This is a genomic window from Actinopolyspora alba, assembly GCF_900112765.1.
In the GTDB taxonomy this organism is placed as follows: Bacteria; Actinomycetota; Actinomycetes; order Mycobacteriales; family Pseudonocardiaceae; genus Actinopolyspora; species Actinopolyspora alba.
Genome location: NZ_FOMZ01000007.1, coordinates 278,789 through 297,791 on the forward strand (window position 1 = coordinate 278,789; position 19,003 = coordinate 297,791).

General features: G+C 68.2%; 19 protein-coding genes. 15 read left to right on the forward strand and 4 right to left on the reverse strand.

The window, feature by feature from the left end:
* Positions 1-76: 76 nt before the first annotated feature.
* Positions 77-1,465, forward strand: a complete 1,389-nt coding sequence (locus BM150_RS12745) for a replication-associated recombination protein A (protein ID WP_092927543.1) — start codon at positions 77-79, stop codon at positions 1,463-1,465.
* Between the two features lie 156 nt (positions 1,466-1,621).
* Positions 1,622-2,587 carry a 2-hydroxyacid dehydrogenase gene (locus BM150_RS12750; RefSeq protein ID WP_092927388.1) on the forward strand — a complete coding sequence of 322 codons (966 nt, stop codon included), beginning with the start codon at positions 1,622-1,624 and terminating at the stop codon, positions 2,585-2,587.
* Between the two features lie 88 nt (positions 2,588-2,675).
* Here BM150_RS12750 and BM150_RS12755 read toward each other — a convergent pair whose 3' ends face one another.
* Positions 2,676-3,929 (reverse strand): hypothetical protein, encoded by a 1,254-nt coding sequence (locus BM150_RS12755; protein ID WP_245755465.1) that lies wholly within the window; start codon positions 3,927-3,929, stop codon positions 2,676-2,678.
* A 150-nt stretch (positions 3,930-4,079) separates the two neighbouring features.
* On the opposite strand from BM150_RS12755, the gene BM150_RS12760 reads away from it, so the two are divergent.
* The 6 genes from BM150_RS12760 (at position 4,080) to BM150_RS12785 (ending at position 10,280) form a co-directional block, all read left to right on the forward strand.
* Entirely contained in the window at positions 4,080-4,484 is a 405-nt protein-coding gene (locus tag BM150_RS12760) for a DUF948 domain-containing protein (RefSeq protein ID WP_092927392.1), read from the forward strand.
* Complete coding sequence (locus BM150_RS12765) at positions 4,481-4,837, forward strand: hypothetical protein (protein WP_092628465.1); 357 nt, start codon at positions 4,481-4,483, stop codon at positions 4,835-4,837. The genes BM150_RS12760 and BM150_RS12765 overlap by 4 nt, the downstream gene beginning before the upstream one ends.
* Positions 4,838-4,922: 85 nt before the next feature.
* Entirely contained in the window at positions 4,923-7,601 is a 2,679-nt protein-coding gene (alaS, locus tag BM150_RS12770; RefSeq protein ID WP_092927394.1) for an alanine--tRNA ligase, read from the forward strand.
* On the forward strand, positions 7,598-8,095 hold the full coding sequence (ruvX, locus tag BM150_RS12775) for a Holliday junction resolvase RuvX (protein ID WP_092628463.1): 498 nt from the start codon (positions 7,598-7,600) through the stop codon (positions 8,093-8,095). The genes alaS and ruvX overlap by 4 nt, the downstream gene beginning before the upstream one ends.
* 12 nt (positions 8,096-8,107) lie before the next feature.
* Positions 8,108-9,319, forward strand: coding sequence for an endolytic transglycosylase MltG (locus BM150_RS12780; protein WP_092927396.1), 1,212 nt, complete (start codon positions 8,108-8,110; stop codon positions 9,317-9,319).
* A 67-nt stretch (positions 9,320-9,386) separates the two neighbouring features.
* Positions 9,387-10,280, forward strand: coding sequence for a shikimate dehydrogenase (locus tag BM150_RS12785; protein ID WP_092927398.1), 894 nt, complete (start codon positions 9,387-9,389; stop codon positions 10,278-10,280).
* Between the two features lie 377 nt (positions 10,281-10,657).
* On the opposite strand, the gene BM150_RS12790 is transcribed toward BM150_RS12785, so the two are convergent.
* Both BM150_RS12790 and BM150_RS12795 read right to left on the reverse strand, forming a co-directional pair.
* A complete protein-coding gene (locus BM150_RS12790; RefSeq protein WP_092927403.1) occupies positions 10,658-10,927 on the reverse strand; it encodes an HPr family phosphocarrier protein in 270 nt (89 codons plus the stop codon).
* Positions 10,928-10,978: 51 nt separating this feature from the next.
* Positions 10,979-12,247: a PTS transporter subunit EIIC gene (locus tag BM150_RS12795; protein WP_092927405.1), complete on the reverse strand. Its 1,269-nt coding sequence runs from the start codon at positions 12,245-12,247 to the stop codon at positions 10,979-10,981.
* Between the two features lie 304 nt (positions 12,248-12,551).
* Between BM150_RS12795 and BM150_RS12800 the strand changes: the two genes are divergently transcribed.
* From BM150_RS12800 to aroQ, 7 genes are all read left to right on the forward strand, one after another.
* Complete coding sequence (locus tag BM150_RS12800; protein WP_092628458.1) at positions 12,552-12,788, forward strand: PTS sugar transporter subunit IIB; 237 nt, start codon at positions 12,552-12,554, stop codon at positions 12,786-12,788.
* Complete coding sequence (locus tag BM150_RS12805; protein ID WP_092927407.1) at positions 12,785-13,240, forward strand: PTS sugar transporter subunit IIA; 456 nt, start codon at positions 12,785-12,787, stop codon at positions 13,238-13,240. Before BM150_RS12800 ends, BM150_RS12805 begins: the two co-directional genes overlap by 4 nt.
* A 129-nt stretch (positions 13,241-13,369) precedes the next feature.
* Positions 13,370-14,074, forward strand: a complete 705-nt coding sequence (locus BM150_RS12810) for a prepilin peptidase (RefSeq protein WP_092927409.1) — start codon at positions 13,370-13,372, stop codon at positions 14,072-14,074.
* Positions 14,075-14,178: 104 nt separating this feature from the next.
* On the forward strand, positions 14,179-15,387 hold the full coding sequence (gene aroC / locus BM150_RS12815; protein WP_092927544.1) for a chorismate synthase: 1,209 nt from the start codon (positions 14,179-14,181) through the stop codon (positions 15,385-15,387).
* Positions 15,384-15,905, forward strand: a complete 522-nt coding sequence (locus BM150_RS12820) for a shikimate kinase (protein WP_092927411.1) — start codon at positions 15,384-15,386, stop codon at positions 15,903-15,905. Before aroC ends, BM150_RS12820 begins: the two co-directional genes overlap by 4 nt.
* 586 nt (positions 15,906-16,491) lie before the next feature.
* The gene (aroB, locus tag BM150_RS12825; RefSeq protein ID WP_092927413.1) at positions 16,492-17,601 is read left to right on the forward strand and encodes a 3-dehydroquinate synthase; all 1,110 of its coding nucleotides are present in this window, start codon (positions 16,492-16,494) and stop codon (positions 17,599-17,601) included.
* Complete coding sequence (aroQ, locus tag BM150_RS12830; protein ID WP_092927414.1) at positions 17,598-18,029, forward strand: type II 3-dehydroquinate dehydratase; 432 nt, start codon at positions 17,598-17,600, stop codon at positions 18,027-18,029. Before aroB ends, aroQ begins: the two co-directional genes overlap by 4 nt.
* Positions 18,030-18,096: 67 nt before the next feature.
* Here aroQ and BM150_RS12835 read toward each other — a convergent pair whose 3' ends face one another.
* A complete protein-coding gene (locus tag BM150_RS12835) occupies positions 18,097-18,954 on the reverse strand; it encodes an alpha/beta fold hydrolase (RefSeq protein WP_092927416.1) in 858 nt (285 codons plus the stop codon).
* Positions 18,955-19,003 lie beyond the last annotated feature (49 nt).

The window sequence follows — 19,003 nt, forward strand, 5'->3', positions numbered from 1 at the left end:
AGATCCGCTGGAAGGCGGCGAGATCCCGCGCCGTCCCGCACGACCGGTGTCGTCCGGCGCGGGTAGCGTCGGGAACGTGACTGATGGCCTGTTCGACAACGGTTCGTTCCACAGCGGTCTGCTGGACGGCGGCCTGTTCGGTGCTGATGCCGAGGACCGCGCCGAACAGCGACTCGCCGAGAACGCGCCGCTGGCGGTGCGGATGCGTCCCCGGACGCTCGAGGAAGTCATCGGGCAGGATCACCTCCTCGGTTCCGGAGCGCCGCTGCGCCGTCTCGTGGAGGGGGCGGCCCCCGCCTCGGTGCTGCTGCACGGGCCACCCGGTACCGGCAAGACCACACTGGCCGGGCTGGTCTCACAGGCCACCGGACGTCGTTTCGTGGCGCTGTCCGCGCTCTCGGCGGGTGTCAAAGAGGTGCGCGGGGTGATCGAGGAGGCACGGCGCAGGCTCGGGCACTCGGGTGAGGCCACCGTGCTGTTCATCGACGAGGTGCACCGTTTCTCCAAGACGCAACAGGATGCGCTGCTGTCCGCGGTCGAGGACCGGACTGTGCTGCTGGTGGCCGCCACCACCGAGAACCCCTCGTTCTCCGTGGTCTCACCGTTGCTTTCGCGTTCGCTGGTGCTGCAACTGCGACCGCTCGGTGAACAGGAGGTCCGGCAGCTGGTGCTGCGCGCCGTGACCGAACAGCGCGGGCTGGACGGCGAATTCCGTCTGGAGGAGGAGGCCGAGCGGCATCTGGTGGCGCTGGCAGGGGGAGACGCGCGCCGCGCGCTGACGGCGCTGGAGGCCGCTTCCGAAGCGGCGGCTGCCACCGGCTCCAGCGCCATCGACCTCGCCACCGTCGAGGCGACGGTGGACAAGGCGGCCGTGCGCTACGACCGCGACGGTGACCAGCACTACGATGTCGCCAGCGCGTTCATCAAATCCATCCGTGGTTCGGACGTGGACGCCGCGCTGCACTACCTGGCCAGAATGATCGAGGCGGGCGAGGACCCACGTTTCATCGCACGCAGGCTCGTGGTGCACGCCAGCGAGGATGTCGGCATGGCCGACCCCACCGCGATGCAGAGCGCCGTGGCGACCGCCCAAGCGGTGCAGTTCATCGGAATGCCGGAGGGCAGGCTGGCGCTGGCACAGACCACGGTGCATCTGGCCACCGCTCCCAAGTCCAATGCCGTGATCACGGCCATCGACGCCGCGCTGGCCGATGTCCGTGCGGGCGGGGCCGGAACCGTGCCCGCGCATCTGCGGGACGGGCACTACGCGGGTGCCGAGCGACAGGGGAACGCCATCGGGTACCGCTATCCGCACGATCGCCCGGAAGGGGTACTCGAACAGCAGTACCCGCCCGATTCATTGGTCGGCAGGAACTACTACGAGCCCAACGGGCGCGGTGAGGAACGAACACTGGCGGAACGGCTGCCGAAACTGCGCAACATCGTTCGCGGGGATCGCCAGTAGTACCGGGCGAAGTCACCGGTCCGTCCCGGCGCGGTTCGCGATCGTCCCGGAACGTCGGTTTCGGAGCTGTTCTCGGGTAATGTGCCGATTCGGCCGGACAAGCCACGAATCGACGACCCGGCCCTCGTCACGGCCGGGTTCGGAAGGGACGGATGAGTGAGTTCTCGGATCCTGGTCACCCGCTCGATTCCCGAGTCGGCGCTGCGACTGCTGGAGTCGGTGGGTGATGTGCGGCTCTGCAGCCAGAGCCGAGCGATGACCCCGGCGGAGCTGCACGAGGCCGTGCACGGTGCCGAAGCGGTGGTCACCATGCTGCACGACCGGATCGACGGCGAGGTCATCGACGCGGCGGGGCCGTCGTTGCGCGTGGTCGCCAATGTCGCGGTGGGCTACGACAACGTCGATGTGCCCGCACTGGACCGACGTGGGGTGCTGCTGACCAACACGCCCGGGGTGCTCACCGATGCCACGGCGGATCTGACGTTCGGGCTGTTGCTGATGGCCACCCGCAGGCTCGCCGAGGGGGAGCGGTTGATCCGTTCTGGCATCCCCTGGGCGTGGAACTTCTCGTTCATGCTGGGCAGCGGTTTGCAGGGCAAGACGCTGGGAATAGTCGGGATGGGCCAGATCGGCCGTGCCGTGGCACGCAGAGCACGTGCCTTCGGCATGGAGGTCGTCTACACCGCTCGGAATCGCGTGGAGTCCGAGGTCGAGCGCGAGCTGGACGCGAGTTTTCTGCCGCTGTCGCGCCTGCTGCGGGACTCGGACGTGGTGTCGCTGCACTGCCCGCTGACCGAATCGACCAGACACCTGATCGACGGTGCGGCCCTGTCCGACATGAAGTCCTCGGCGGTACTGCTCAACACCAGTCGTGGTGCCGTGGTCGACGAACGTGCCCTGGCACGCGCTCTCCGGGACGGCACCATCGGCGGAGCCGGACTGGACGTGTTCGAGAACGAGCCGGCGGTGGAGCCCGAACTGCTCGAACTGGACAACGTGGTGATGGTGCCGCACCTCGGCTCGGCCACTGCCGAGACGCGTACGGCGATGGCCGAGTTGGCCGCCCGCAACGTGGTCGGTGTGCTCGACGGCAGTGGCCCGGTTTCACCGGTCAACGGTTGACCGGTCGCTTCCGGCGTCGTCGCGGCGGGAAACCGGACGGGAAACCGGAAGCGCGGGGCCTGCCGGGTACGGTTCCGCCCCCGCCGCGTCAACCGCGGCGGAACCGTCCGCTCGCTCGTTCACCCACCACCCCCGCGGCCGCGGCGAGCGCGGGAAGCAGTATCCCGAGCAGCATCCACACCGGGCTCGGCAGCAGCATCCAGTGGTCGATCCGCAGGCCCAGGAACTCCTCCATCGGAGCACGCAACACCAGCGCCCCCGGGATTCCCAGCGCGGTCGCGGGGACGGCCCCGGCGAGCGCGACGGCCGCTGCTGTCGTCGTCCGCTCGAACCGTTCTCGGGAGCCGTTCCGCCTGGCGGTGAACACTCCGAACAACGCCGCACCACCCAGCAGCCCGCCGAGCGCGATGTAGCGCCAAGTGTCCACTGTGGCGATCATTTTCCGCTCCCGCAGCGGCAGCCGGAAGGCGCCGAGCCCCATCTCGCGTAGCCGGGAGGCCACCGCCCTCGGCTCGTGCGACTCGTCGACCACCACGCCGACCCGTTCGGCGTCGCTGCCGCGTCGCAACTGGGAAACGGTCTTGCCCTCGTTCGCCGCGGCCAACCGTGCGGCGGTCACCGGCGCGAGGTAGGCGGTCTGCGGTCCGTCCGCGTGCCAGCGGGGGTCGTAGGTGGCGATCACTTCGAGCTCGATGACCGCCGAGTCCGCACGGGCTGGGCGCGAGTCGTCCGCGGCCTCTTCGACCTCGGCCTCCGAACCCGGGGGAGCCGGGGTTTTGTCGCTGTAGCCGAAACTCAGCGTGCGCCCGAGGTAACTGGTGAAGTCAACTCCCTGGGTCCGGGCGGGAAGCACCACCTGACCGGGGAGCACACCCTCGGCCACCGAGCCTCCCGTGATCGGAGGAGGAACGTAACTTCCCCAGGAGTGCGTGGCCAGCGAGAGTCGCGGCATGCCGCTGCCCACCGGAGTCCGGATCGCCGAAGGATGCTCCGGGATCGCGTACTCGACGCCGGGAACGGAGCGGATCAACTTCATCCGTTTACTGTTGAGGATTCCGAACGTGCCCTTGCTGTCCAGCGAGGAGATCACGATGCGTTGTGTGCCGCCGGCGCGAAGAACGTCGCGTGCCGTCGCGGTCTGTATTCCGCCGCTGACTCCGGCCAGCGTGCTGACCAGAAACGTGAACACCAGCGTCACCAGTAGCGGCGTGCGGCTGGTGACCCCTGCCCTCAGTGCGGCCGATACGGCCCGCTTGCGCATTCGACGCGTCCCCTCGTGCTCGTCCGGCGGAGCCCAACCCGGCCGGAAGAGCAATCTATCGTGCGGGTCGCGCGCTTTCACACCGACCACCCGTGCCGCGCCGCGGCCACGTCTGTCAAAGCCGCACACGAGTCGGTGACCGCGACGCGATAGCCTGGCCGCGATCATCGCCGCCGTTTCGAGGGCATCGTCACGGTGGCCGCACGAATCGGCTGGAAATCGGGAGGACACGTGACGCCCACCGAGATCGCCGCGCTGATCGCAGCAGGTGCTTTCGTGCTGCTGGTCGTGCTGCTGGCGATCCCGTTGGTCAAACTCGGCCGCACCCTGGACGAGGCGACCAACGCGATCCGCAAGGCGCAGGAGAACTCCGACCCGCTGTTCACCGGTGCGAACACGACGTTGGACCACGTGAACACGCAGTTGGAACGTGTCGACGGCATCACGGCCAACGCCCAGTCGGTCTCCAGCAATGTGTCGGCACTGTCTTCGCTGTTCACAGCTACACTGGGAAGTCCGCTGGTGAAGTCAGCCGCCTTCACCTACGGCGTGAGCAAAGCCCTGCGCGCCCGCCGAAAGCGCGACGAACAGGCCGCGGGCAAGCATTCCCGCAGGCGCAAAGGGGGTCGTAAGTGAGCCGTCTGTTCTGGCTCGGCGCCGGTGTCGCCGCGGGCGTGGCGTTGAGCCGCAAGGTCAATCGGACCGCGCGAAAGGCCACCCCGGCGGGTGTGGCCGATCAGCTGGGCGATGCCGTCCGGGAGCTGGCGGAGGCGGTCGGCTCGTTCGGAGCGGACGTGCGCGCGGGCATGACCGAACGCGAACTCGAGCTCCACGAGGACGTGGCCGAGCGCACCGGTATCGTCACCGGAGGCCGTGAGCAGCGGACCATTACGCTGCCGGACAATGGGAACCGGCAGGTGACACGGATGGCGGGGACGCTGGAGGAGACCGGTTCGCAGGGACGGCGAGCTCGCAGGGCGGGGCGCTGACGTTCGTCGCGAGTCTCCGCTCACGCCGACCGGTGTCCCGCCTGCTCCGTGCCGGTAGCCCGCATCCGCGTAGAAGGACTTCATCGTGCAGACCCACGAGATAAACAACCGTTTCACCGAGCATTTCCGTGGCCGGGGGCACACCGTCGTTCCCAGCGCCTCGCTGATCCTGGACGATCCCAACCTGCTGTTCGTCAACGCGGGGATGGTGCAGTTCAAGCCCTATTTCCTCGGTGACGCGCCCGCTCCCTACCCGCGTGCCACGAGCATCCAGAAGTGCGTGCGGACCGCCGACATCGACGAGGTCGGCAAGACCACCAGGCACAACACCTTCTTCCAGATGGCGGGCAACTTCTCCTTCGGGGACTACTTCAAGGAAGGGGCCATCGAGCACGCCTGGAGCCTGGTGACCAATTCGCGGGACTCCGGTGGTTTCGGCTTCGACCCCGACCGCATCTGGGTGACCGTCTACGAGCACGATCCGGAGGCCGAGCAGCTCTGGCAGCGGATCAGTGGGTTGCCCCCGGAACGGATCCAGCGCAGGGACGCGCACGACAACTACTGGGACATGGGCGTTCCCGGCCCCGGTGGCCCATGCTCGGAGATCTACTACGACCGTGGCCCCGAGTACGGCAGGGAAGGCGGCCCCGTCGTCGACGAGGACCGCTACATCGAGATATGGAACCTGGTGTTCATGCAGGACATCAGGGGGGAGGGGAGTCCCAAGGACGGTTATCCGGTCCTGGGTGAGCTTCCCACCAAGAACATCGACACCGGTATGGGCGTCGAGCGGGTCGCCTGCCTGCTGCAGGGCGTGGAGAACGTCTACGAGACCGACCTGGTGCGTCCCGTGATCGCCAAGGCCGAGGAGTTCTCGGGCAAGCGCTACGGCGATGAGCACACCGACGACGTGCGGTTCAGGGTGATCGCCGACCACATGCGTTCCGGCATGATGCTGGTCTCCGACGGGGTCACCCCCAGCAACGAGACCCGGGGTTACGTGCTGCGGCGGCTGCTGCGTCGCGTCGTGCGCTCCACCCGGCTGTTGGGTGTGCACGAGCCCGTGCTGGGAGAGTTCACCAAGGTGGTGCGGGACGCGATGTCGCCCGGTTACCCAGAACTCGCCAGTGATTTCGACCGCATCGACTCGGTGATCCGGAACGAGGAGGAAGCCTTCCTCGGCACCCTGTCGGCCGGTTCCAAGATCTTCGACACGGCGGTGGAGCAGACCAGGGAGAAGGGGGCCGCGCAGCTGCCGGGCTCGAAGGCGTTCCAGCTGCACGACACCTACGGCTTCCCGATCGACCTGACGCTGGAGATGGCCGCCGAGCGCGGGCTCTCGGTCGACGAGCAGGGTTTCCGCGAGCTCATGGAGCAGCAGCGGCAGCGCGCCAAGGAGGACGCGCGCTCGCGCAAGACCGCGCACGGCGACCTCTCCACCTACCGCACCCTGCTCGACGAGCACGGTGCCACCGAGTTCATCGGCTACACCGATCTGCGGTCCACCAGCCGGGTGCTCGGGCTGTTGCGGGACGGTGCTCCGGTGCCGGTCGCCGGCGAGGGGAGCCGGGTCGAACTGGTTCTGGACCGCACCCCGTTCTACGCCGAGGGCGGTGGCCAGATCGCCGACACCGGCAGGCTGGTCGGTCCCGGTGTGGAGCTGGAGATCACCGACGTGCAGCAGGCGGTGCCCGGCCTGTCCGTGCACCGCGCCAGGGTGCTGGGCGGTGAGGTCGCGGTCGACACCCGCCTGGAGGCCAGTGTCGACGAGGAACGCAGGCACGCCATCGCCCGTTCCCACTCCGCCACCCACCTGGTGCACGCGGCCGTGCGAAACGCCTACGGCAAGCGCGCCGCGCAGGCCGGTTCGTTGAACTCCCCGGGCCGGATGCGGTTCGACTTCACCGCCCCCTCGGCCGTCTCCTCCGGTGTGCTCGGTGGTGTCGAGGAGGAGGTCAACGAGTACCTGCAGCAGGATGTCGAGGTGAACTCCTACACCACCTCGATGGACCGGGCCATGGAGCTCGGGGCCGTCGCCCTGTTCGGTGAGAAGTACGGCGACCGGGTCCGCGTGATCGACATGGGCGACTACTCCAGGGAGCTGTGCGGCGGTACCCACGTGGGCAGCATCGGGCAGCTCGGTGTGGTCAAACTGGTCAACGACTCCTCGGTCGGTTCCGGGGTGCACCGCGTCGAGGCCCTGGTGGGCATGGACGCGATGCGCTACATCAACAAGGAGCACATGCTCGTCAACGAACTCGCCGACAGGTTCAAGGTCAAGACCGAGGACCTGCCCGAGCGCATCGACAGCATGGTCACCCGGCTCCGGGATGCCGAGAAGGAACTCAAGCAGCTGCGAGTGGCCAAGGTGCTGCAGTCGGCGGGCGAACTCGCGGGCGGTGCCGTCGACATCGACGGTGTCAGCTTCGTGGCGGTCCGGGTCGCCGACGGCGTGGACGGCAACTCGTTGCGGGCCCTGTCCGGCGAGGTTCGCGGTAAACTGGGCTCCCGCCCCTCGGTCGTGGCGCTGTTCTCGACCGACCCGGAGACCGGCAAGGTCGGTTTCGTCGTCGCGGTCAGTCCGGGCGCCCAGGACCGGGGTGTGGCAGCGGGCGAGTTGGTGCCTTCCTTCGCCGCGCACATCGGCGGCCGGGGCGGCGGAAAGGCCGAGATGGCCCAGGGCGGGGGATCCGATCCCTCGGGCATCGACACCGCGATCGAAGCGTTGCGCAAGGAGCTGGAGCAGGTGGTGGCACGGGCGTGAACCCCGAACGCTCCGAAACCGAGCCGAACCGGGGCGGTTCCGGTCGAGACCGGAAGGACCCGGGCCCAGGCAGGCGCATCTGCGTGGACGTGGGGCAGGCACGGGTGGGCGTCGCGGTCAGCGATCCGGCGCCCATCCTCGCCAGCCCGCTCACCACGCTCAAGCGGGACAAGTCCCGCAAGTCCGATCTCGACGAGCTGGCCGAGCTGGTGCGCGAGTACGAGGTCGTCGAGATAGTGGTCGGCCTGCCGGTCACCCTGGCGGGCAGGCACGGTCCCGCGGCCGACATGGCACGTTCCTATTCCGACGCGCTCAATGCCAGGACCGGCGATGTCCCGGTGCGGCTCAGTGACGAACGACTCACCACAGTGACGGCCACCAAGGTGCTGTCCGATCGCGGGATTCGTGGTAGGCGTCAACGGGACGTGGTGGATCAAGCCGCCGCGGTCGAGATCCTGCAGTCCTGGCTCGACGCACGCGGCCGGAGCGAATGAGAGGACCCCGGCGTGAACGATGATCTCGGTCTGTTCACCGATGACGCTGGAGACGCACCACGTGGCGGCCGTGCCGAGGAGCGTGAGCGGCTGCACCGTCGACGACGTCGACGCATCGTCACGGCGGTCTCCGGAATACTGGTACTGCTGATCGTCGTCGGCGGTGCCGGGTACGGTGTGCTGCAGTTGCTGCGGCTCGGCAGCTACGAGGACTACGAGGGGACCGGTAATGGCCAGGTCGTCATCGAGGTCCGGCCCGGTGAGACAACCAGTGCCATCGCGGGCACCCTCTCGGAACGGGACGTGGTGGCCTCGGCCGCTGCTTTCGTCCAGGCCGCCGAGGGAAACAGTGAGATCAAGGGCATTCAGCCGGGCTTCTACCTGATGCGTTCCCGGATGTCCGGTCAGGCGGCCGTCGAACGCATCGTCTCCGACGAGGCCAGAGCGGGCATGGTGGAGATCCGCGGGGGCATGCAGCTCGCCGATCACAACCTTCCTGGCGGGAAGGTCAAGAAGGGCATCCTCACCCGGCTGGCCGCGGCCACCTGCACCGGGGAGGGGAACTCCCAGGGATGCATCAGCAAGGAGGAATTGACCCGGGCCGCCACCGAGACCCCGGCTGCCGAACTCGGGATCCCCGACTGGGCCGCCGGCGCGGTCTCGGACGTTCCCCACCCCAGGCGACGCCTCGAGGGGCTCCTGCTGCCGGGGATCTATCACGTCCAACCCACCGCCGGCCCCGTCGAGGTGCTGCGTTCGGTGCTGTCGGACTCCTTCGACAAGCTGCGTGCCGTGGGGCTGTCGAATCTGGCCTCGGAGTCCGGCCACTCGCGCTACGAACTGCTGCGGATCGCCTCACTGGTGCAGAGCGAGGGCATCACCGAGGACTTCGGCAAGGTGGCACGTGTGATCGAGAACCGGTTGGCCATCGACATGCGGCTCGAACTCGATTCGACGATCAACTACGTTGTCGAGGACCCGCAGCTCTACACCGACGACGAGGACAGGGCTAAGGAAGGCCCGTACAACACCTACAACAGAACCGGGCTGCCACCCACACCGATCTCCGCGCCCAGCACGGCGGCTGTCAAAGCGGCGGCCAATCCCGCCGAGGGCGACTGGAAGTACTTCGTCAAATGCCGCAAGGACGGCACCTCGTGCTTCTCCAAGACGTTCGAGGGGCACAAACAGGCCCAGGAAAAGGCAGACAGCAACGGTGTGTGACGTTCGCCCGTGAGCGCCGCCCGCGACGTTCGTACGAGAGTCCGGTTTCGAAAGGGAGCTTCCGGGAATGTCCGCTCAGTCACCCGAGTCGGTGGAGTCCCGTGCGGTGCGAGCAGGAGTGGTGGGCTCACCGGTGGAGCACTCGCTCTCCCCGGTGCTGCACGGCGCCGCTTACGCGGCTCTGGGGCTGCGGGACTGGTCGTACCAGCGCATCGAACGGGACGCCGAGGGGCTGCGGGCTCTGGTCGGTGAGCTCGATCCCAGCTGGCGCGGACTGTCGGTGACCATGCCGGGCAAGCAGGTGGCGCTGGAGCTGGCCTCGGAGGCCAGTGAGCGCGCCGCCGCCGTCGGTGCCGCCAACACGCTGGTCCGGCGTTCCGACGGTGCGTGGTACGCGGACTGCACCGATGTCGACGGCATCACCGGGGCACTGCGCGCGGCCTGCGGATTCCCCGGTGCGGCGGACGAGGAGGAACGCACCGGGCTGGTGCTGGGTGCCGGTGGCACCGCTCTGGCCGTGATCGCCGCGTTCGCCGAGCTGGGGGTGCGTACTGTAACTCTGGCGGTACGCGATCCCGCCCGGGCCGGTTCCGCGCTGGCCACGGCCGAGCGCATCGGTGTGCGGGCCGAGAGCCGGGCGCTGGGCTCGCTGGATCTGGCGAGGGCCGCCGCTGAGGCCGATGTGGTGGTGTCCACCCTGCCTGCCGGAGCGGTGGATGACCACGTCCGGGAGCTGGCAGCGGCGGGCCGCGTGCTGGACGTGGTCTACCACCCCTGGCCCACGCCGCTGGCCGGGGCCGTGCACGCGGCGGGCGGTCGACTGGCGACCGGGCTCGACATGCTGTTGCACCAGTCGTTCGGCCAGGTCGAGTCGTTCACGGGGAAACGGGCTCCGCGACCGGCGATGCGGGACGCGCTGTCCGAGGCCACCGGCGGGAGAGTGCCGCTCCCGCTGCTGTGAGCGGGTGGTCCGCCGCGGTGAACGTGCCGGTGTGGCCCGGTCGTCTTGGTGCCGCGATGTTTCGCACGCACGTGGGCCGGTCCCCGCGCCCGGGGGCCGGCCCACAGTTACATGTGCGGATTCTCGGGATTCCCGACGCCGTCAATTTCTCGCGAAATCGCCGGGCCGCTTCGTCGAAGGGCGAACCCCGACCACCCCCGCGGGTCGAACTCCGACCACTCACGCGATCGGCACCGCCGCGGGTTCTCCGGTGCGGTTCTCGCGAGGACGGCTCCGACGTCGTGTAGTGACTCCGATGTCGGGGCGCCCGCGGCGAGAGCCGTGCCAGAGGTTCCGCCAAGCGGCCCACTACGGAGACCGAGCCACTACAGTTTCCATCAGGAGCCGTCCAGCTCACTGCTGACCATATCGGCGATCCGATCCAGCGCGTCGTCGGCTCCCTCGCCATCGGCGGCGAGCACGACTTCGTCGCCGTACGCGGCTCCGAGGGTCATCAACCCCAGGATGCTGGCGGCCTCCACCGGGTCCGTCTCCTGCTTGCGGATGGTGATCTTCACCGACTGCGCGGCCGCTTCCTTGGCCAGCATGGCCGCGGGCCGTGCGTGCAGACCTACCTTGCTCGCGACGGTGACGTGTCGTTCAGGCATCTCCTCGTCCGTTCTCGTCGTTGCCTACCGATCCTCGTGAGTCGTCGAGAATCAGGTCTTGCTCCCGCTGGTGGTGGAATCACCGGTTTCCACGGAACTGGTGCTCGCCGTTGCCGCCGAAGCGGTTTCGGTCTCGGACTGCTCGGTTTCCGCGTCTTCCTCCCTGCCCGGCGTGGGCAGCTTCATCTTCGTGATGATGATCCGGAACAGGAAGTAGTAGATGACGGCGTAGACCAGCCCGATCGGGATCAACCACAGCGCCTTCTGCGCGATTCCGAAGTTGAGCAGGTAGTCGATGGCCCCCGCCGAGAACCCGAAACCGTGGTGGATGTCCAGCGCGTTGACCAGCGCCAGCGAGGTCCCGGTCAGAACCGCGTGCACGATCAGCAGTGGCCAGGCCACGAAGATGAACGAGAACTCCAGCGGTTCGGTGACACCGGTCAGGAAGGCGGTCAGCCCCGTGGAGAACATGATACCGCCGACCAGCTTGCGCTGGGAGGGCTTGGCCGAGTGGTAGATCGCCAGCGCGGCGGCGGGCAGCGCGAACATGAAGATGGGGAAGAACCCGGTCATGAAGGTTCCCGCGCTGGGGTCGCCCTCGAAGAACCGGTTGATGTCTCCCTGGGCGCCCTGGTACTCGCCGGTGCTGAACCACAGGATGGCGTTCGGGATGTGGTGCAGGCCGATCGGCAGCAGCAGTCGGTTGACCACGCCGTAGATTCCGCCGCCCGCGACGACACTGCCGGTCACCGCGTCACTGAACGCCGTCAGTGCCTGGTCGAAGTAGGGGAAGACGATGCCCAGCACCACGCCGATGACCAGCATGACCACCGAGGTGATGATCGGGACGAACCGACGTCCGCCGAAGAAGCCCAGATAAGAGGGCAGCTTGATCCGATGGAAGCGCTGCCACAGTGTGGCGGCCACCAGACCGGCGATGATACCGCCGAGCACCCCGTAGGGCCCCTTGTTGTAGACGGTGTCGCCCTCGGTACCGGTCATCTGGTACAGCACCCCGGCCAGCACCAGATAGCCCACCGCACCCGCCAGGGCGGTGGAGCCGTCGGCCTTTCGCGCGAACCCGATCGCCACGCCGATCGCGAACAGCAGCGGCAGGTTGTCGAACAACGCCCCGCCCGCGGAGCTGATGACGCTGCCGACTTCGGTCAGCCCGGGGATGGCGCCGATCAGGTCATCCTGTCCGAGTCGAAGCAGCAGTGCCGCCGCCGGCAGCACTGCGATGGGGAGCATCAGGCTTTTGCCCAGCCGCTGTAGCTGCGCGAAAGTCTTGCTGCCGCCCGAGGACGGGCTGGTGCTCATCGAGTACCTCCTGGATACACCGGTGCGTTGGAACGGTTTCGACACGTCGCGGCCAGTTCGACCCGGTGTTCCCGGTCGGGGTGGGATCACCTGTCGCTTACTTTCCGCCGAATCACTCGTACCTTCGCCAGACTGTTGGTACGGTAAGGTCTAAACCAGTTGGAGGGAACCTTGCGCTTCCGGGTGAACAGGTGTCAAGCGGGTGGCCGATTCGTTGCCGGTTCGACATCGGACGTGCCCGGGGCGACGTGGTTAGCTGTGTGGGGACACTCGATGTGCGAGTGATCGAGAGTGGAGGATTTCGGTGGCTGATGACAAGGCTTCGGCGATCCTGGCCGCGCTGGGCGGTCAGGGCAACGTCGTCGAGATCGAGCCGTGCATTACGCGACTGCGTTGTGAGCTGGAGGACGGCGCCAAGGTCGACGAGCCCGCGTTGAAGAAGGCGGGGGCGCACGGCGTTATGCAGCAGGGCACGGTCGTCCAAGTCGTGGTGGGGCCGGAGGCGGACACCATCGCGAGCGATATCGAGGATTTGTTGTGAGTGTTCAAGTGCTCAGTCCGGTGACGGGGTTGGTGGCCCCGATAAGCGAGGTGCCGGACCCCGTTTTCTCCCAGTCGATGGTCGGCCCCGGCGTGGCGGTCAAACCGAGCGGTGGAGAGTCGCAGGCCGTGGCGCCGGTGGAAGGCATCCTGTCGACTCTGCATCCGCACGCCTTCGTCGTCTCCACCGACGACGGCAGTGCCGTGCTGGTGCACCTGGGGATCGACACGATCGAGCTCGAAGGTGCGGGATTCGCGCTGCACGCGACCAAGGGGGAGCGTGTCACGGCAGGCAGCCCGATCGTGACCTGGAATCCCACCGAGGTCGAGCGGCAGGGCTACTCCTCGGTGTGTCCCGTAGTGGCACTCGAGGTGGGGCAGGAGGCGTTGTCGGACATGGCCGACGACGGGCGGGTCAATCACGGAGACCCCCTGTTCACCGTCGACTCGTGATGCGCTCCGCACGCTGTCGCCGTTCGTGAGTCGGGGGTCGCGGCCGATTCGCCGGTCGCGGTTCCCGACACGCCGGTGACATCGTCGTGCTCGCGTGCGCGTCGGGGAGCAGGCCCCGACGCTGCTGATGTGTTCGACGGTTCGCTCGCCACTCCGCTATCGGTTTCCCTGGCGGTCGGAGTGCTCTTCCCACTGGGGTGGTCCTGCGGCGCGGAGTGCGCTCGGCTCGCCGCCCGGGCACTGGGAGGCACGACACCGATCCGGGGGTTGCCGTGCCGGGCGGCTCTGGCGGTTCTGTGGGCTTCGCTGGCCCCCGCCGTGTGCTACGGCGGCCTCGACCTCCGGTGGTTGCCGGTTCCGATGTTGGTCGGTTGGTTCGGTGTCGCGCTCGCCACCTGCGACTTGATCGCGGCCCGGTTGCCGGACCGGTTGACGTTCCCCGCCCTCGTTCCACTACTGGCGGTACTGTGCCACTGGGCAGCGGTGACCCGGTGTTGGTCGGCACTGTGGTGCGGTCTGGTGGGATCGTTGCTCTTCGGTGGTTGTTACGCGCTGGTGCGGCTGGTCCGGCCCGCGGCCCTTGGCCCCGGTGACGTGAAACTCGCCTGCGTGCTCGGTCTTCCGTTGGGGGCGGCGGATCCATTGGGCGTGCCCGCCGTGATGCTCGCCGCGGCGTCGCTGACCCTGTTGGCCGCGGCCCTCACCCTGCGGTGGCGGATACCCCACGGGCCGGCGATGCTGCTGCCCGCATGGTTGGTCACGGCGCTTCCCGCCCTACCGCTTCCCGCCCCGCCTCTTCCGATTCCGCTCCCCACCGGACCTCCGACGGGTTGAGCCCGGGCGTCCCGCCGGTTGAGGGAGTGGTGTCCACTCGGAACTCGACGTGCTTTTCAACCCGTGCTGTCCGGAACGAGGCACGCCGTGGCAGGATCGTGGACGTGCTGCGCTGGATGACCGCCGGGGAATCACACGGTCCCGCTTTGGTGGGAATTTTGGAAGGAATGGTGGCCGGCGTCGAGGTCACCACCGAGGACATCAACGCCCAGCTCGAGCGGCGCAAGCTCGGGTTCGGTCGCAGCCCTCGGATGAATTTCGAGTCCGACGAGCTGGAAGTGATCGGGGGCATCCGACACGGCCTCACCCAGGGGAGCCCGGTGGCCGTGCGGATCGGCAACACCGAGTGGCCCAAGTGGCAGCAGGTGATGGCCGCTGATCCGGTCGATCCCGAGGTGCTGGCCTCGTTGGCCCGCAACGAACCGCTGACCCGGCCGCGCCCGGGCCACGCCGATCTTCCCGGGATGCAGAAGTACGACTTCGACGAGTCCCGTCCCGTGCTGGAGCGCGCCAGTGCCAGGGAAACGGCCGCCCGAGTGGCCGTGGGAACCGTGGCGCGGCACTTCCTGCACCAGTTGCTGGGAGTGGAGCTGGTCAGCCACGTCGTCTCGCTGGGGGACGTGGACGCCGAGCACGAGACGCTGCCCACGGCAGCCGACCTGTCGACCATCGACGAGAACCCGGTACGGGCCTTCGGCGATCACGCCACCGAGCGGATGATGGCCGAGGTCGAGGCCGCCAAGTCCGAGGGTGACACGCTGGGCGGCGTGGTCGAGGTGGTCGCCTACGGGTTACCGCCCGGGGTGGGTTCGCACGTCCACTGGGACCGCAAGCTCGACTCCAAACTGGCGCAGGCGCTGATGAGCATCCAGGCGGTCAAGGGCGTGGAGATCGGTGAGGCGTTCGCCAACGCGCGCCGCAGGGGCAGCGCCGCCCACGACGAGCTCTACCCCGCCCACGGGCCGAACTGGGTGCACCGTGCCAGTAACCGGGCAGGCGGGCTGGAAGGCGGCATCACCAACGGGGAGCCGTTGATCGTGCGGGCCGCCAAGAAACCGATCTCCAGCCTGCCCCGCGCGCTGTCGACCGTCGACGTGCGCACCGGTGAGCAGGCGCAGGCCATGCACCAGCGTTCCGACATCACGGCCGTGCCTCGCGCGGCTGTGGTGGCCGAGACCATGGTCGCGCTGGTGCTGGCCGAAGCGGTGATCGAGAAGTTCGGCGGTGACTCCATCGGTGAGACCCGGCGAAACGTGCGGGGCTACCTCACGGCACTGCAGGAGCGCGCCGAATCGCGAGGGGAGAGTTCATGAGCCCGCGGTTGGTGATCGTCGGACCCCCCGGGGCGGGCAAGACCGAGGTGGGGAAGTCGCTCGCCGAACGTCTCGGGGTGCCGTTCCGGGACACCGATGAGGACGTCGAGAGACTGGCGGGCAGGACGATACCGGAGATCTTCACCGATGACGGTGAACCCGCGTTCCGGGAGCTGGAGACACGTGCTCTGACCGCCGCGTTGGCCGAGCACTCGGGCGTGCTCGCGCTGGGCGGGGGAGCCGTGACGACCGAGCGGAACCGGTCGCTGCTGGCGGGGCATCCGGTGCTGTTCCTGTCGGTGGGTCTGGCCGAGGGGGTTCGTCGGACCGGCCTGTCCGCTCCCCGTCCGCTGCTGACCGGGGTGAATCCCAGGGCGACGTTCCAGGCGTTGCTGCGGGAGCGACTGCCGCTCTACCGCGAGGTCGCCGGCTGGGAAGTGGACACCGACGAGTCGTCCCCAGCCGAGATCGTCGACGACCTGTTGCTCCGCATCGGCGGCACCGACAGCCAGGTGTAGGTGCCTGCGGTAACGAGTCTCGGCCTCGGCGGGTACGGCCCGAGCCGCGACGGGTACCGTGGGATGATCGGAATCATCTCCGCATCGCGGTGTATCTCAGCGATTCCATGACCGAGTCATGTCCTGCTGGTAGGGCCGGAAACAGTGGCATGGCCTGGTCGTAGTGGCGTTCAGTACGGGGAGCCGCGGTCGACGGACATCTTCTCCTACCATGTTCAGTAACATGGCCAGCCCCTCTGATCTTTGTGATCACGGGCTGGTTTTCTTGTGTCCGGACGCCGGAAGAGGACGTGCTTGGCTGAGGCGTACTTGCCGAGAGTGCCGACGCGCACACGTGGCAGCGGTGGCGCGACCATCTCATCGACCTGCTGATCACAGTCCTCCCACCTACCGGACGCTCCCTGAACGAGATGGGCTTCCCGCCTGCCTGGTGCGAGTGGTCGTTGTGGCGGTGGCGCGACTGGCAAAGCGCCGTCAGGTGACGCCGTGTACTCGGTCGCGCTACTTCGAACGCCCACCCTGTGCGTGGCGGTGCGGCGACTCGCGGGACAATGCGGGACGAGCCCGTTGAGAGCGAGAGGACACGATGAGCGAGCCCGAGCGAATCCCCGTCAATGCCGAGAAGCCCTACGATGTGCTGGTCGGACGTGGACTTCTCGGTGAGCTCGTCGAGTTCCTCGGCGACGCCTCGGTTGTCGCGCTGCTGCACCAACCCACGCTCACCACGACCGTGGAGACGATACGGGAGGAGCTGAGCGAGGCCGGGGTGGACGCCCATCGGGTGGAACTTCCCGACGCCGAGGACGGCAAGACCTTCGCCGTGGCCGGATTCTGCTGGGATGTCTTCGGCAAGATCGGCATGGACCGCGGCGGTGTCGTCGTCTCCATCGGTGGTGGCGCGGTCACGGATCTGGCGGGCTTCGTCGCGGCCACCTGGATGCGAGGTGTCCGGGTGGTGCACGTGCCGACCACGCTGTTGGGCATGGTCGACGCCGCGGTGGGTGGTAAGGCCGGGATCAACACCGATGCGGGCAAGAACCTCGTCGGGGTCTTCCACGAGCCGTCCCGGGTGTTCGCGGACCTGGCCACACTGGATGAGCTGAACCGCAACGAGCTGATCGCGGGGATGGCCGAGATCGTCAAGTGCGGTTTCATCGATGATCCCGAGATCCTGCGGCTCATCGAGACCGACACCGACGCCGCGCTGGAGCCGGCGGGCGACGTGCTGGCCGAGCTGGTCGTGCGGGCGGTGCGGGTCAAGGCCGCTGTGGTCGGTGCCGATCTGCGCGAGTCCCATCACCGCGAGATCCTCAACTACGGACACACCCTCGGCCACGCCATCGAGCGCCGGGAGCGGTACCGCTGGCGCCACGGTGCGGCCGTGAGCATCGGGCTGGTCTTCGCCGCCGAGCTGGCGCGACTGGCGGGTCGCCTCGACGACGAGACCGCCGATCGGCACCGTGCCGTGCTGGACCGGCTGGGGCTGCCGGTCTCCTACGACGCGGACGCCCTCAACGACCTGCTCGAACTGATGCGCACCGACAAGAAGACCCGCACGGGAGTGCTGCGGTTCGTGGTGCTGGACGGTTTGGCCAAGCCGGGCAGGCTGGAAGGGCCGGACCCGTCGTTGCTGGCGGCGGCCTACTCCGCGCTCGCCGAGGGCGGGGCCAAGTCGGGACAAGAGGTTCTGCTTTGAACGTGCTGGTGCTCAACGGTCCCAATCTGGGACGGCTCGGTACCCGGGAGCCGGACAAGTACGGGCACGACACCTATGCCGACCTCGTCGAGCTGTGCCGGAGTACGGCCGCCGAGCTCGGGATCGAGGCGGAGGTGCGCCAGACCGACCACGAGGGCGAGATGGTCGGCTGGCTGCACGAGGCCGCCGATTCGCGGCGGCCCGTCGTGCTCAACGCCGCCGCCTGGACGCACTACTCGATCGCCGTGCGGGACGCCTGCGCCCAGCTGCGCGCGCCGCTGCTCGAGGTGCACCTGTCCAATGTGCACCAGCGCGAGTCGTTCCGGGGACACAGCTACATCTCCGACATCGCCACTGGTGTGCTGGTGGGGCTCGGGGTGCGCGGTTACGCGCTCGCGCTGCGTTGGTTGGCCGACACCGCGAGCTGAACGGAAGCTCGACCGGCTGTGTCCACCGGGCACGTCGAACGCGGGCACATCCGCGGCTACGGTTGGCTCAAGCCCTCTCCCGCTCGGAGGTAGCGGCGGTGTTCGAGGGGCTGTCGAACGGTGACGTGAGATGGGCCAGCAGCTGCGCCGGTGCGTCCTCCTGCAGCACGTGGCCCGCGCCTTCGACCCAGTGCAGCTCGGCGTGCGGGATCCGCTCGTGCAGCCACCGCGCGTAGCGGGGCGGGAGGATGCGGTCCTCGGTGCCCCAGATCAGGCGCGTCGGGATGGTTATCTCGCCGAGCAGGTGCTCGTAGGCCGCCGTGTGCTCCTGCTTGATCTGGCTGTACTGGCGGTAGAAGGCGGCCTGTCCGGTCTCGCCGCGCCATGGGTCGAGGAACGCGTCGAGGACCGCCTGCGGGTATCCGAGGTTCGTGGCGTGGCGCATGTGACCGGCGACCACTTCCCGGTGGGCGTAGCCCGGAAGCCGATGGAACACCTCGGCGTGTTCCAGGATGAGCTGGAACAGTCCGCGTTCCCACTCGCCGCCGCTCACGGCGTCGAACAGTGTGAGATCCCGGAAGCTCGCCCCTTCCAGCAGCATGCTGCGCAACGTGACCGCCCCACCGATGTCGTGCGCCACGACACTGGGGTTCGACAGTTCCCAATGATCGAGGAGCCGGGCGAGGTTCCGGGCGTGCGCGGCCAGGCTGAGGTCCTGTCCCTCGCGTTGCTCGGATCGGCCGAAGCCGAGCAGGTCGAATGCGTAGACCCGCCGCGTTCGGGCGAGCGCGGGCGCGAGGTCGCGCCAGAGGAAGGACGAGTACGGGGTGCCGTGCACGAGCACGAGCGGCTCCCCGCTTCCCAGGGCCGTCCAACGGATCATCCCGCCAGGTGTCTCGAACTCGTTGTCCAGTGACCAGGTCATCGCTGTATCTCCTACACTGATCTGTGAAGTTGCCTGTACGACTGTAGGT